This is a genomic window from Shimia sp. W99, assembly GCF_053851455.3.
On the sequence record NZ_JBSQBU020000001.1, the window covers coordinates 857,772 to 871,235 of the forward strand.

The following is a 13,464-nucleotide window of genomic DNA, read 5'->3' on the forward strand; positions in this document are numbered from 1 at the left end:
CGTCCGCGCGAACCTCGAAAAGAACGATACACGGGCAGCTTGCCCCCGGTTCACAGAATTTCAGCGCGACAGAAAGGTGTCCTGATGGCTTATGACAACGACAATATCTTTGCCAAGATCCTGCGCGGTGAAATCCCAAGCGAAAAGCTGTATGAAGACGCGGACACTTTCGTGTTCATGGATATCATGCCGCGTGCCGACGGGCATTGTCTGGTGATCCCGAAAACGCCCTGCCGGAACATGCTGGATGCGTCGCCCGAACAGCTGTTGGCCTGTATGAAAACGGTGCAAAAGGTAAGCCATGCGTGCCTAGAGGCATTTGGGGCCGAGGGCGTCACCCTGCAGCAATTCAACGAACCGGCGGGCGGGCAGGAGGTATATCACCTGCATTTCCACATCCTGCCGCGCCATGAGGGTGTGAAGCTGCGCCCGCCGGGCCAAATGGCGGATTTCGACGTTCTGAAACTGCATGCGGACAAGATCCGGGCGGCGCTGGCGTGATCGCGCGGGCTTGACCTTCTGCGGCGGGGCCGATTTTCTCACCGCGAAAGCGAGAGGTGAGTCATGTTGGATGTCGATTTTGTCCGGAAACAGTTTCCGGCATTTTCCGAACCGTCCCTTGAGGGGCAGGCGTTTTTTGAGAATGCTGGGGGCAGTTATACCTGTGGGCAGGTGATCAAGCGGCTAACCCGGTTCTATACCCAGCGCAAGGTGCAGCCCTATGCGCCTTATCAGGCGTCAGAGCTGGCCGGGGCGGAGATGGATGAATCCCGTGCGCGTCTGTCGGCGATGCTGGGTGTCGAGACCGACGAAGTCAGCTTTGGTCCTTCGACGACCCAGAACACTTATGTATTGGCGCAGGCCTTTCGCAAATGGATGGATCCGGGTGACGCGATCATCGTGACCAATCAGGATCACGAGGCCAATACCGGTCCATGGCGACGGTTGGCAGAGGACGGTATCGAGGTGCGGGAGTGGAAGATTGACCCCGAAACCGGGCATCTCAATCCCGAGCATCTGTCCGACCTGCTGGACGACCGGGTCAGGCTGGTCTGTTTTCCGCATTGTTCGAACGTCGTCGGAGAAATCAACCCGGTGGGTGAGATTGCGGCCCTTGCGCATGCGGCAGGTGCGTTTGTTTGTGTCGATGGCGTGAGTTACGCGCCGCACGGTTTGCCGGATGTTGGTGCGCTAGGGCCCGACATCTACCTGTTTTCCGCCTACAAGACCTATGGCCCGCATCAAGGCGTCATGGTGATCCGCCGGAACCTTGGCATGCTCCTACCCAATCAGGCGCACTACTTCAATGCGGATGTGCTTTACAAACGGTTCACCCCGGCTGGTCCGGATCACGCCCAGGTCGCCGCTTGTGCGGGGATGGTGGACTATGCCGAGGCGCTGGCGGCTCATCACGGCGTTCTTGGTGAAACAACGGCCGCAACCGGGGCTGCTGTGCATGACCTCATGCGCGCACATGAGACCGCGTTGTTGCAGCCGGTTCTTGATTATGTGCAGTCCCGAAATTCCGTGCGTCTTATCGGTCCGTCCGAGGCAGAAAAGCGCGCGCCAACCGTGACAATCGCGGCCAATGTGCCGGGAGAAGAGCTCGCGGCTAATCTGGCGGATCATGGGGTTATGGCCGGCGGCGGCGATTTCTATGCCAACCGTGCGCTCGAAGCGCAGAAGGTTGATATGGACAAAGGGGTCCTGCGGGTCAGTTTCGTACATTACACGTCACAAGAAGAGGTCGACCAGCTTTTGAACGCGCTGGAAGCTGTTTTGTGATCCAATGCCCAGAAGCCCCCGTATCAATTGAAAAATTACGGGGGCACCATGGGGACCGAGCACACGACCATCCTTTGGTTCAGGCGTGATCTGCGGCTGGAAGATCACCGCGCGCTGAGCGCGGCGGCGGAGCGTGGCACGATTGTGCCGTTGTTCATACATGACGCATCCGTAGAAGCGCTTGGGGCAGCTCCGAAAATGCGCCTTGAGATGTCGTTGAAGGCTTTGGCCTCGGATCTTGAAGCGCAGGGGATTTCGTTGGTGTTGCGCCGCGGCGACCCTCAAAGAGTATTGAGAGAGGTGATTTCCAAGACCGGGGCAACTGCCGTGTTCTGGAGCCGCCGCTATGATGCGGATGGGGTCGCGATTGACACGGAGATCAAGGCTGCGCTGAGCAAGGATGGCATCGACGCCCGGAGTTTTGCCGGAACGCTTTTGTTCGAACCCTGGACGGTCGAGACCGGGCAGGGCGGGCCGTATCGGGTCTATACCCCTTTCTGGAAAGCCGTGCGGGCCCGGGAAGTTCCGGATGTGTTGCCAGTTCCCGAGCTAGTCGGGTCGGACAGGGGGGCGTCATCGGACCAGCCGGAAGACTGGCACCTGTCACGGGACATGCACCGGGGTCGGGCGATTGTGGCCGAACATGTGCAGGCCGGAGAGCGGGCGGCTCTCGGAAAGCTGAACCGATTCATCGACGAGCGAATCGATGCGTACAAGGCAGAGCGTGATTTCCTCGACCGGGCTGTCACGTCGGAACTCTCCGATGCGCTCAGCCTGGGCGAGATCAGCCCGGCGCAATGCTGGCACGCGGCACAGCGCGCCATGCAAGAAGGCGCGCAGGGGGCGGAGCATTTCCTGAAGGAACTGGTCTGGCGAGAATTTGCGTGGCACCTGATGTGGCATTTCCCGAACTTGGCGCAAGACAATTGGCGCCGCGAATGGGACGCGTTTCCATGGATCGAAGACAGTTCTGATCCCAATTTTCTGGCCTGGTGCCAAGGACGGACCGGTGTGGCGATTGTCGACGCGGCCATGCGCGAAATGTATGTGACCGGGAAAATGCACAACCGGGCACGTATGGTCGCGGCGAGTTACCTAACGAAACACCTTGGGGTTCACTGGCGCTTGGGACTTGCCTGGTTCGAGGCTTGTCTCGTGGACTGGGACGTAGCATCGAACGCGATGGGATGGCAATGGGTGGCCGGATCTGGGCCGGATGCGGCACCCTATTTCCGGATTTACAACCCGGACACCCAGGCGGACAAGTTCGACCCCAAGGAACAGTATCGGCGCAGGTGGCTTGCTGAACCCTATGGAAATCCGACAGAATCCGCCTTGCAGTTCTTCGAGGCGGCGCCACGGAGCTGGCTCCTTGATTCACTCGAAGCCCCCAAGGTGCCGATTGTGGGCCTGAAAGAAGGGCGCGCGGCGGCACTTGCCGCCTATGAAAACTTCAAATCGCAATAAATTCTTGCCGATCCGGCAAATTAGCGCCTAGCCTTGAGACCAAACCGCGCATGGGAGGAAGCGGATGTACCTGACCACCACCAAGAACCAGAACGATTTGCCCAGGTATTTCCCCGCCGTTTTCGAAATGGCGACCAAGATCAATCACGGGCGAATTGATTTTGTGATGCCGGATGGGCGCAAATTTCGCGCCGAGGGACCAAATCCGGGACCGGTCTGCGAATTGCACGTGCACAATGGCGATACATTTGCGCGCCTGATGCGAGAAGGTGAGCTTGGTTTCTGTGATGCCTACATCGAAGGCTGGTGGAGCACGCCGGACCTTCAGGCGTTCTGCGATTTCCTTCGGACTGACAATGACGAACTCTATGACGGGTTTCCGGGCATGTTCTTTGTCCGGGCCTTTGAAAAGCTTCGCCACTGGATGAACTCCAACACCAAGCGGCAGGCGCGCAAGAACATTTCGTTCCATTACGATCTGGGAAACGAGTTCTACGCGCTTTGGTTGGACGACACGATGACTTATTCCTCGGCCCTGTTTGAGACTGGGCAGGAAAGCATGGAGGCAGCGCAAACCGCGAAATACGCATCCATGGTGGATCAGATGGGGGCACAACCGGGGGATCATGTGCTTGAAATCGGGTGCGGATGGGGTGGTTTCGCGGAATATGCCGCAAGGGAGCGAGGGCTCAAAGTTACCGGGTTGACCATTTCGGAAGAGCAGTTGAAGTATGCCCAGGAACGCATTGAAAAGGCGGGCCTTTCCAACATGGTCGAGTTCAAGCTTCAGGATTACCGCGATGAGACGGGTCAATATGACGGGATTGCCAGCATCGAGATGTTTGAAGCGGTTGGCGAAAAATACTGGCCGGTCTATTTCCAAACGGTGCGGGACCGCTTGAAGCCTGGGCGGCAGGCGACGCTACAGATCATTACGATCAGAGACGAGCGCTTTGACGCATACCGGAAAGGTGTTGATTTCATACAGAAATATATCTTCCCGGGAGGCATGTTACCCAGTCCAAGCGCACTTCGACAAGAGGTGAAAAATGCGGGCATGAACGTGGTGAAATCGGTCGAGTTCGGTGAAAGCTACAGCCAGACGCTTCGGCGATGGTATGAAACCTTCAACGACAGATGGGATGATATTCAACACATGGGATTTGACGAACGGTTCCGCCGCATGTGGAATTTCTATCTGACCTCTTGCGCTGCGGCGTTTCACAGTGGAAGTTGTGACGTAACGCAAATCACGATATCCAGACCGAATTGATGCCTACAGCCAACAACCTGGTCGCCGCACTCTGCCTTGCCATTCTTGGAGCAGTAGTGTCCGAGCTCATCAAGCCGCAAATGCCCGAAGGGTTCAACTTTGGACATTTCACGCTGATCAGCGCGGGACTTGGTGTGTGGGTTGGTTGGAAAATCATGGGGCCCCGTGCCGGAAAGGGCACTACGATGGCCATCAACAATGGTATCACGGGGGTGATCACGATGGTGATTGCTGGTTTGCTGTTGTTCGGCGCCATCGAGATGCTGGATCGCTCTCTGAACAGGCGCTATCAGGATCCGATCACGGCCATTCAGGACATCGTTTCCCTTGCCGCAGATTATAGTTTCACCCTGCTGGATACCAAGGTAATCACTGCTTTGGTCGTCGGTGCCGTCCTGTCGGGTCTCATTACGGAATTCGCCTATCGGCGCTGGAGATAATTTAATGAAGTCTTTGTTTTTGTACGGCACGTTGCGACACGTGCCCTTGCTGTCTGCCGTTTTGGGGCGTGACGCAGCAGACCTCGATGTCACACAGGCTACACTTGCCGGACACGAGGTTTGCGCCGTGGAAGGTGAAGTATTTCCGATGATCCGGAAGGGGGGACACAGTGCTGAGGGTATTCTCGTGCGTGGTCTTGCACAGGACGATGTCGCGCGGATGGAGTTCTACGAAGGCGGTTTCGACTATGATCTCGCGGAGATGACGGTTACGGCCGACGGGCAAACGCTAGAAGCGCAGGTTTTTTTTCCTGAGCCAGGCGTTTGGACCGCAAATGGCCCTTGGTCGCTTGATAATTGGATTGAACATTTTGGGGACTGGTCCGTCTACGGCGCACAGGAGGAGATGAGCTATTTCGGCCAGCGCAGCCGTGAGCAGGTCGACCAGATGCTATCCATGATTCAGGCAAGGGCAACAGCCAAGGTTAATGCCAGCAATTGCGATCTGGGCTACAGTCCCGGCGGAATGGTGCGCGCGGATGTGAGCGATGTACATGTCGCAAGGCCATTTGCAGAGTTCTACACATTGGAAGAATACGATCTGGCCTTCAAACGCTATGATGGCTCGACGAGCGCGATGGTGCGGCGCGAGGTTTTTGTGGCGACAGATGCGATAATCGTGCTGCCCTATGACCCGGTGCGGGATCGGGTTCTTTTGGTAGAACAGTTCCGCCCCGGTCCTTATGCGCGCGGAGATCAAAAGCCCTGGCTACTTGAGCCGATCGCCGGGCGGATCGACACCAATGAAACGGCCGAAGAAACCGCCCACCGGGAAGCGATGGAAGAAGCCGGTTTGACGCTGTCCAAATTGGAAGAAGTGGCCCATTGTTATGCGTCCCCGGGGTGCAGCACGGAGTATTTCGACATCTATGTCGGGATTGCCGATCTTCCGGATGAAGTCGCAGGGGTGAACGGACTTGAGGAAGAAGCCGAAGACATTCGGTCATTCATATTTAGTTTCAATGACTTGATGCGACTAGTTGATGAGATGCAGATCGTGAATGCGCCTTTGGCTTTGTCTGCACTTTGGCTGGCGCGACACAGGGACAGACTGCGCGGCGCGGCTTGAGTTCCCACCACCGGTTGCCTACACAGGAAAAGACAGATTTGAAAGGACGTCCGAATGCAGTTTGCACGTGACCTGGCCGAGGCAATCGGCAATACGCCCCTGATCCGCCTGAACAAAGCCAGCGAGGCGACCGGGTGCGAGATCCTCGGGAAGGCCGAGTTCATGAACCCCGGCCAATCGGTCAAGGACCGGGCGGCCCTGTTTATCATTCGGGATGCGTTGGCGCGGGGCACTTTGAAACCCGGTGGTACAATTGTGGAGGGCACGGCCGGAAACACTGGCATCGGGCTTGCTCTGGTTGGTGCGTCCATGGGGTTCAAGACGGTGATCGTCATCCCGGAAACCCAAAGCCAGGAAAAGAAAGACATGCTTCGGCTTGCCGGAGCGGAGCTGGTTCAGGTGCCTGCCGCCCCTTACAAGAACCCGAACAATTACGTCCGTTATTCAGGACGCCTGGCGGAAGAGCTGGCCAAGACCGAACCAAACGGCGCGATCTGGGCGAACCAGTTCGACAATGTCGCCAACCGACAGGCGCATGTGGAAACCACTGGGCCCGAAATCTGGAGCCAGACCGACGGCAAGGTGGATGGGTTCATCTGCGCCGTTGGTTCGGGCGGCACGTTGGCCGGGGTAGCCGAAGCGCTTCAACCCAAGGGCGTGAAGATCGGTCTTGCCGATCCGATGGGTGCCGCTTTGTACAGCTATTACACATCTGGTGAGTTCAAGGCCGAGGGTGGGTCGATTACCGAAGGTATCGGGCAGGGTCGTATCACGGCCAACCTCGAAGGGTTTACCCCTGATATGAGCTTCCAGATTCCCGATGAAGAGGCGTTGCCGGTCGTTTTTGACCTGCTGCAGGACGAGGGGCTTTGCCTTGGCGGGTCATCGGGTGTGAACGTCGCTGGCGCGATCAGGATGGCGAAGGAAATGGGGCGTGGTCATACAATCGTGACCGTTCTCTGTGACTATGGCACCCGCTATCAGTCCAAGCTGTTCAACCCGGCATTCCTGCGGGAAAAGGGATTGCCGGCGCCGGAATGGCTTGGGGACACGGGTCCGTCCAGCATTCCGGGTGTCTTTGAAGACGTGTGAGGCCAAAATGAAACCCCTGCTCAGAATGATAATGGTGCTTGCCGCGCTCGTTTTTCTGAGTGTCGGGGAGGGGATCGCACAGGATCAGGGGCAAGTTGCCCCTGATTATGCGACATGGACCAGCGTCGCCTCTCGGGCCGAAGAGGCAATCGAAAATGATCGCGCCAGTGAAGCGGCGATGGCCACATTACGGAACCAGCTGGTCGAATGGCGCGAAAGATTCTCGTCCGAGAGCTCGCGGCGACGCATTTCCGTGCAGACGCTGGAAGCGCAGTTGCAGGGGCTCGGTGCCAAGCCCGAGGGCGGGGACGAAGCCGCGGACGTGGCCGAGCAGCGTAATCGGTTGGAAGAAGCGCTCGCGCAAGCGCGCGCGCCAGCGCGGCAGGCTGAACTTGCGCGGATCGAGGCGGAAGAGCTCATTCGGGCGGTGGACAGTCTGTTACGGAATCGTCAGGCGAACCTGCTTCTGAGTCCGGGGCCCGTACCTGTGAACCCGGCCTTGTGGAGCGAGGCGATACATGACGTGAGCCAGACATTCAGTCTGGTCGCCTCGGAGTTCGTTACGGGATGGGTGCACGAGCGCCAGCGCCAGCAGCTTCGCCAATCGCTTCCCGAGATGCTGTTTTTCCTGGCGATTGGACTGGTTCTGATTTCAAGGGGAACCTACTGGACGCAAAAAGGACTGGCCCGGGTCGTACATGACCAAATGTCGGCTGGGATGTGGATTCTTGCCTTCGTGCTGTCATTTGGGCAGGTCATTTTGCCAATGCTTGGCATCTTTGCAATGACCAAGGCAGTTTACGCGACGGACTTGCCGGGGTTCAGGGGGGACGTGATTCTGTCCGTTCTTCCGCTTGTCACCTACGAGATTCTTATCGCCAAGTGGCTGGGGGAGAGGCTTTTTTCGCGTCATGAGACGCCGCTTTTGACCATTCACCTGAATGAGAGGCAAAGGGCCCGGGGGCGTGCAGCAAGCTTTGTGCTGGGTCTTGCATTGGGCAGCAATACGCTGCTCGGCGTTCTGGCGCGATACGACAACTGGTCGCCGGAAACGCAGGCGGTGGTGTTCTTCATTCTGACGAGCATGGCGGCGGTTGTCCTTGTGCGGATTTCCATGTTGATCTCGATTCACGCACGTCAGGTTCTGGAGGTACAGGAAGGGATCAAATCCCCTGTCGCGCAACTGATCCTGTTCGTCACACGGTTCATGATAGCAGCGTCGGGATTTGCCATATTGTTGGGCATTGTCGGACTGACGCGGGGGGCCGCATTTCTTGCCTTCGCCACGACCAAGACCGTGTTGTTGATTGCATTCTTGCTTGTGGCGCAGCGTCTGCTGAAAAAGATTTTCGCGGCTCTGGCAGGGCGCAGTGATGACGAAGACGCGCTTTTGGCACCGGTGATTGCCGGGACTTTGCTGGTCATCCTTTCCACGCCTTTGCTGGCCCTTATCTGGGGGGCACGGGTCTCTGATCTTACCGAGTTCTGGTCGCGACTTGCCACCGGCTTGCGGGTCGGGGACACGGTGATTTCACCCAAGGCGATCGCAGTGTTCTTCCTTGTGTTCCTGATCGGGCTGGGGCTGACCCGCCTGGCACAAGGTATGATGCGGTCGACCGTCCTGCCCAAGACCAAGATCGATCCAGGGGGGCAGACGGCAGTGGTCTCTGGCCTTGGGTATATTGGGATTTTCCTCGCTGCCCTCGTGGCGATCAACACGGCGGGGATCGACCTTGGCAATGTCGCGCTGTTTGCCGGCGCCTTGTCGGTCGGGATCGGCTTTGGCCTTCAGACCATCGTGTCGAACTTTGTCAGCGGCATAATCCTGTTGATCGAACGCCCGGTTTCTGAAGGGGACTGGATCGAGGTTGGCGGGCAGATGGGGTATGTCCGCGACATTTCGGTGCGTTCGACCCGGATCGAGACCTTTGACCGCACGGACGTGATCGTGCCGAACTCTGACCTGATTTCCGGAACTGTCACGAACTACACCCGCGGCAATACCGTCGGGCGAGTCATTGTTCCGGTAGGGGTTGCCTATGGTACCGACACACGGCTTGTCGAGAGAATCCTAAGGGAAATTGCCGAAGCCCATCCGATGGTTCTCGGTAACCCGGCTCCCAGTGTGGTTTTCCAGGGATTCGGGGCGGATTCTCTGGATTTCGAAATCCGGGCAATCCTGCGTGACGTAAATTGGATGCTATCTGTCAAATCCGAGATGAATCATGAAATCGCACGTCGGTTTGTCGAAGCCGGGATCGAGATCCCATTTGCGCAGCGAGACATCTGGATTCGCAATCCAGAGGCAATCGTTCCCGGAAAAAAATCCACCAATCCGGAAAAACCTGCCGAGACAGCCCAGGTGAGCGAAACCATGCGGCCGGATATGCAGGATTTTGACGGCGGTGCGGATGGGGAAGGGGACAACAGATGACAGAGTTGTTGTTTCGTGAGGATGCCTATCTCAAGGAAGCAGAGGCCCGTGTTGTGGCATATACGCCCGAGGGTGGGGTCGTTCTGGACCGATCAATTTTCTATCCAACCGGCGGCGGTCAGCCCGGCGACAGCGGGCAACTGACATGGAACGGCGGCAGTCTTGACGTGGCAACGACCGTCAAGGTTGATGGGGACAACATCGCGTTGGTTCCCGCTGCGGCACAGGCTTTGCCCCCTGTGGGGGCTGTCGTACAGCAGGAACTGGACTGGGCGCGGCGCTATCGGCATATGCGCGTGCATACGGCGTTGCACCTGTTGTCGGTCGTTATTCCACTTCCCGTGACCGGCGGATCGATTGGGCCGGACAAAGGACGTCTGGATTTCGATATGCCCGAGGCTCCCGAGGGCAAGGAGGCCCTGGAGGCGGCCCTCAATGCGCTTGTCGACCAGGATTATCAAGTTTCTCAACGCTGGATCACGGATCAGGAACTCGAGGCCAATCCGGGGCTGGTCAAGACCATGTCTGTCAAGCCGCCCATGGGGGCGGGGCGCGTTCGGCTCATATGGATTGGAAGGGGGGTCGATCAGGTTGATCTGCAACCTTGCGGAGGGACTCACGTTGCGCGCACATCGGAAATTGGACGTGTGCGACTTGGCAAGATCGAGAACAAAGGACGTCAGAACCGTCGCGTAAACATTTTGTTGGACGATTGAGCCGTTCCGGCGCGGCGAATTCGCCTGCGCATCTCTCCAAGCCGATGGAAAAGATAGAAATTTCTGCGGTTTTACGCAATGCGCCAGAAACCGCTGTATTGGGGCGCATAGGTGCAGGCGGATTGAGTACATGTCTCCTGACCCGAATATCACGGGATCAGCGGGTCTTGTGGCAAGGTCATCGAACGCGTTTGAAGACGTTGCTGCATAAGAAACGAACTGAGCGTCGTTTTTCGTGCCGGGACCCCTTGCCAATGGTGGTCGTGGGACGCTAAAGAGCGCAGCATGGAGCGGTGGCCGAGTGGTCGAAGGCGCACGCCTGGAAAGTGTGTAGGCGGGAAACCGTCTCCAGGGTTCGAATCCCTGTCGCTCCGCCATTCATCTCACAAAACCGACCAGAGATTGATCTTTGCAGGTCACCTTAAGAGTGCACGCTCTTCGGGAAAATGGCTTGTTTTGAAGCATTTTCGGCAAGACTTGACGCGTCACGTTGACGTGATGCCGCGCGTCTCTCGGCGCTCAACAAGAAGGATCGCTTGACCCTGGAGCCATGCAGCGCACAAAGTCCAATGGTTAAGACAATAGGGAGAGAACTAGACATGTTATTTTCGAGGCTGGCCACTGCGGCCCTTGCCATGGGGCTGGCAACTGCCGTTTCGGCGGATGTCAAAGTCGGGATGATTACGACGCTGTCCGGAGGGGGCGCAGGACTTGGGATCGACGTGCGCGACGGGTTCTTGCTGGCCGTCAAGCAGGCTGACCGCAACGATCTTGAACTTGTCATCGAAGATGATCAGCGCAAACCGGATATCGCCGTACAACTGGCAGACAAGATGATCCAATCAGAAAAGGTTGATGTGCTGACCGGTATCATCTGGTCGAACCTTGCGATGGCGGTTGTCCCTGCGGCGACTGCGCAAGGAAAGTTCTACCTGTCGCCCAATGCCGGACCTTCCGCGCTGGCCGGAAAGGGATGCCACCCGAACTATTTCAATGTGGCATGGCAGAACGACAACCTGCATGAAGCAGCGGGCGCATATGCAAAGGCCACCGGCTATGAGAAGAGTTTCATTCTCGCGCCCAACTACCCAGCCGGCAAGGATGCGTTGACCGGCTACAAGCGACTATATGGCGGGGAACTGGCTGGCGAAGTCTATACCAAACTTGGACAGACTGATTATGCCGCCGAAATCGCCCAGATCCGGGCCAGCGGGGCAGATAGCGTGTTCTTTTTCCTGCCCGGTGGCATGGGGATTTCCTTCCTCAAGCAATACGCGGACAGCGGTGTCAATCTTCCTGTTGTCGGGCCAGCCTTCAGCTTTGACCAAGGGATTCTGCAGGCTGTTGGTGGCGCAGCACTCGGCGTAAAGAACACGAGCCAGTGGAACAAGGATATCGACAACGCCGCAAACAAGGCATTTGTCCAAAGCTTCCAGGCCGAATATGGCCGCTTGCCGTCTCTTTATGCCAGTCAGGGGTTTGATACCGCGAACCTGCTTTTCTCGGCCATGGACAAGGCCGATGTGAAAGACGCAGACGCGTTCCGGGCAGCGCTGAAGGCGGCGGAATTCGAACTCGGTGCGCGGCGATTTTGCCTTTGGCAACAACCACCACCCGATACAGGACATTTATGTGCGTGAAGTGATCCAGGAAGGCGACATCTTTACGAACAAGATCATCGCGGTTGGCTTGGAAAACCACGCGGATGCCTATGCGTCCGAGTGCAAAATGTAAGAGAGATCATGTCGGGGCGACCATGTCGCCCCGATGCGCTTATTTGCTGTCCGATTGCGGCAGCACCGGTGCGCTCTGATCCAGCGCCAGTTCCGCGTCCGAAAACACCCATGGCCCACGAACACCCGGCACGCCTTCGGGAGAGATCACCATGCCACGGGCCTTGATCTGCGGGTCGTTCAGCGCGTCGCCGATTGCATTGATCGGACCAGCCGGAACCGTGGCCGCCTCAAGCGCGTCGAGTAATTCTGCGGAAGTGAACTTGCAGGTTTCCTGCTCAATCTCGGAAGTCAGATCGTCACGATTGGAAACCCGCAACTGGTTGCTGGCAAAGTTCGGGTTGGCAACAAGGTCCGCGCGCTTGAGCACGTCGCACATGCGTTGAAACTGTCCGTCATTGCCGACGGCGATGATGATATGACCGTCCGAAGTCGGCACCACCTGATAGGGCGCAATGTTGGGGTGTGCGTTGCCTTTGCGGGTCGGGCTGTCGCCGGTTGCCAGATAGTTCATGGCCTGATTGGCCAGAAGCGCAGTGGCACAATCGAGCAGGGACATGTCGAGGTGTTGGCCACGTCCCGAACGGTGGCGCTGTTCGACGGCGGCAAGAATGCCGATTGTCCCGTAGAGGCCGGTGACAACATCGGTGACGGCAACGCCAACTTTCTGGGGCTGGCGCTCCGGTTCTCCGGTGATCGACATCAGGCCGGAAATGCCCTGGATCATGAAATCATACCCGGCACGGGTGGCATATGGGCCGTCCTGCCCGAAGCCGGTGATCGAGCAATAGATCAGGCGAGGGTTGAGTTCTGACAGCGACGCATAGTCCAACCCATATTTCTTCAAACCCCCGACCTTGAAATTCTCGATGAGGATGTCGGCATCGGCCACGAGGTCGCGGACCTTTTTCTGTCCCTCCGGAGAGCGAAAATCAATCGTGACCGAGCGTTTGCCCCGGTTGGCTGAATAGAAATACGCCGCTGTTTTGTCACCGTCACGCTCAATGAAGGGCGGTCCCCAACGACGGGTGTCATCGCCCTCGGGGGCTTCAACCTTGATCACCTCGGCACCTAGATCGGCCAGAGACTGGCCCACCCAGGGGCCTGCGAGAATGCGGGCCAGTTCGACAACTTTCAGACCTTCGAGCGGTTTCATGGGCTTCCTTTGGCGGTTTTAACAGAGGGCAATGGAGGGTATTCAGTTCGGCTTGGCCAAGGCGCCAGAACGAAAGAACGGAACTGTAGCGTTGCGCCAGGGTCAAGCTCTTCCATCCGGGGCGGGTTTCCTTCAGTGTTTCGCAGACGTTTTGGCAGATTCGAAGCTGATGCGCAATTTTTAACTAGAAGCGCTCAAAAAAATGCGCAATAGGTGCGTGAACATGTGAAGCAAGCGGT

Annotated in this window: 10 protein-coding genes, 1 tRNA gene and 1 pseudogene; 11 read left to right on the top strand and 1 reads right to left on the bottom strand. The window is 57.6% G+C overall.

The window, feature by feature from the left end; all coding sequences use genetic code 11:
* Positions 1-81 precede the first annotated feature (81 nt).
* From ACS3QZ_RS04165 to ACS3QZ_RS04215, 11 genes and pseudogenes are all read left to right on the top strand, one after another.
* Positions 82-501 carry an HIT family protein gene (locus ACS3QZ_RS04165; RefSeq protein WP_456039303.1) on the top strand — a complete coding sequence of 140 codons (420 nt, stop codon included), beginning with the start codon at positions 82-84 and terminating at the stop codon, positions 499-501.
* Between the two features lie 63 nt (positions 502-564).
* Positions 565-1,785, top strand: a complete 1,221-nt coding sequence (locus ACS3QZ_RS04170) for an aminotransferase class V-fold PLP-dependent enzyme (RefSeq protein WP_456036699.1) — start codon at positions 565-567, stop codon at positions 1,783-1,785.
* A gap of 48 nt (positions 1,786-1,833) precedes the next feature.
* Positions 1,834-3,252 (top strand): cryptochrome/photolyase family protein, encoded by a 1,419-nt coding sequence (locus ACS3QZ_RS04175; protein ID WP_456036700.1) that lies wholly within the window; start codon positions 1,834-1,836, stop codon positions 3,250-3,252.
* Positions 3,253-3,316: 64 nt separating this feature from the next.
* Positions 3,317-4,525 carry a class I SAM-dependent methyltransferase gene (locus ACS3QZ_RS04180; protein WP_456036701.1) on the top strand — a complete coding sequence of 403 codons (1,209 nt, stop codon included), beginning with the start codon at positions 3,317-3,319 and terminating at the stop codon, positions 4,523-4,525.
* Positions 4,525-4,965 (top strand): TrgA family protein, encoded by a 441-nt coding sequence (locus ACS3QZ_RS04185; RefSeq protein ID WP_456036702.1) that lies wholly within the window; start codon positions 4,525-4,527, stop codon positions 4,963-4,965. The genes ACS3QZ_RS04180 and ACS3QZ_RS04185 overlap by 1 nt, the downstream gene beginning before the upstream one ends.
* Positions 4,966-4,969: 4 nt before the next feature.
* A complete protein-coding gene (locus ACS3QZ_RS04190) occupies positions 4,970-6,094 on the top strand; it encodes an NUDIX domain-containing protein (protein ID WP_456036703.1) in 1,125 nt (374 codons plus the stop codon).
* 54 nt (positions 6,095-6,148) lie between these two features.
* Entirely contained in the window at positions 6,149-7,186 is a 1,038-nt protein-coding gene (locus ACS3QZ_RS04195; protein ID WP_456036704.1) for a cysteine synthase A, read from the top strand.
* Between the two features lie 7 nt (positions 7,187-7,193).
* Positions 7,194-9,620, top strand: a complete 2,427-nt coding sequence (locus ACS3QZ_RS04200) for a DUF3772 domain-containing protein (protein WP_456036705.1) — start codon at positions 7,194-7,196, stop codon at positions 9,618-9,620.
* Positions 9,617-10,336, top strand: a complete 720-nt coding sequence (locus tag ACS3QZ_RS04205) for an alanyl-tRNA editing protein (protein WP_456036706.1) — start codon at positions 9,617-9,619, stop codon at positions 10,334-10,336. Before ACS3QZ_RS04200 ends, ACS3QZ_RS04205 begins: the two co-directional genes overlap by 4 nt.
* 287 nt (positions 10,337-10,623) lie before the next feature.
* A tRNA-Ser gene (locus tag ACS3QZ_RS04210) sits at positions 10,624-10,713 on the top strand.
* Positions 10,714-10,935: 222 nt separating this feature from the next.
* Positions 10,936-12,070: pseudogene (locus ACS3QZ_RS04215) on the top strand (ABC transporter substrate-binding protein).
* A 39-nt stretch (positions 12,071-12,109) separates the two neighbouring features.
* On the opposite strand, the gene ACS3QZ_RS04220 reads toward ACS3QZ_RS04215, so the two are convergent.
* Complete coding sequence (locus ACS3QZ_RS04220; RefSeq protein ID WP_456036707.1) at positions 12,110-13,225, bottom strand: CaiB/BaiF CoA transferase family protein; 1,116 nt, start codon at positions 13,223-13,225, stop codon at positions 12,110-12,112.
* Positions 13,226-13,464 lie beyond the last annotated feature (239 nt).

Bases quoted from the DNA above. Each gene is read 5' to 3' on its own strand.
- ACS3QZ_RS04170 (WP_456036699.1), top strand. From the start codon at position 565: ATGTTGGATGTCGATTTTGTCCGGAAACAGTTTCCGGCATTTTCCGAA.
- ACS3QZ_RS04220 (WP_456036707.1), bottom strand. From the start codon at position 13,225: ATGAAACCGCTCGAAGGTCTGAAAGTTGTCGAACTGGCCCGCATTCTC.
- ACS3QZ_RS04195 (WP_456036704.1), top strand. From the start codon at position 6,149: ATGCAGTTTGCACGTGACCTGGCCGAGGCAATCGGCAATACGCCCCTG.
- ACS3QZ_RS04175 (WP_456036700.1), top strand. From the start codon at position 1,834: ATGGGGACCGAGCACACGACCATCCTTTGGTTCAGGCGTGATCTGCGG.
- ACS3QZ_RS04180 (WP_456036701.1), top strand. From the start codon at position 3,317: ATGTACCTGACCACCACCAAGAACCAGAACGATTTGCCCAGGTATTTC.
- ACS3QZ_RS04205 (WP_456036706.1), top strand. From the start codon at position 9,617: ATGACAGAGTTGTTGTTTCGTGAGGATGCCTATCTCAAGGAAGCAGAG.
- ACS3QZ_RS04200 (WP_456036705.1), top strand. From the start codon at position 7,194: ATGAAACCCCTGCTCAGAATGATAATGGTGCTTGCCGCGCTCGTTTTT.
- ACS3QZ_RS04190 (WP_456036703.1), top strand. From the start codon at position 4,970: ATGAAGTCTTTGTTTTTGTACGGCACGTTGCGACACGTGCCCTTGCTG.
- ACS3QZ_RS04185 (WP_456036702.1), top strand. From the start codon at position 4,525: ATGCCTACAGCCAACAACCTGGTCGCCGCACTCTGCCTTGCCATTCTT.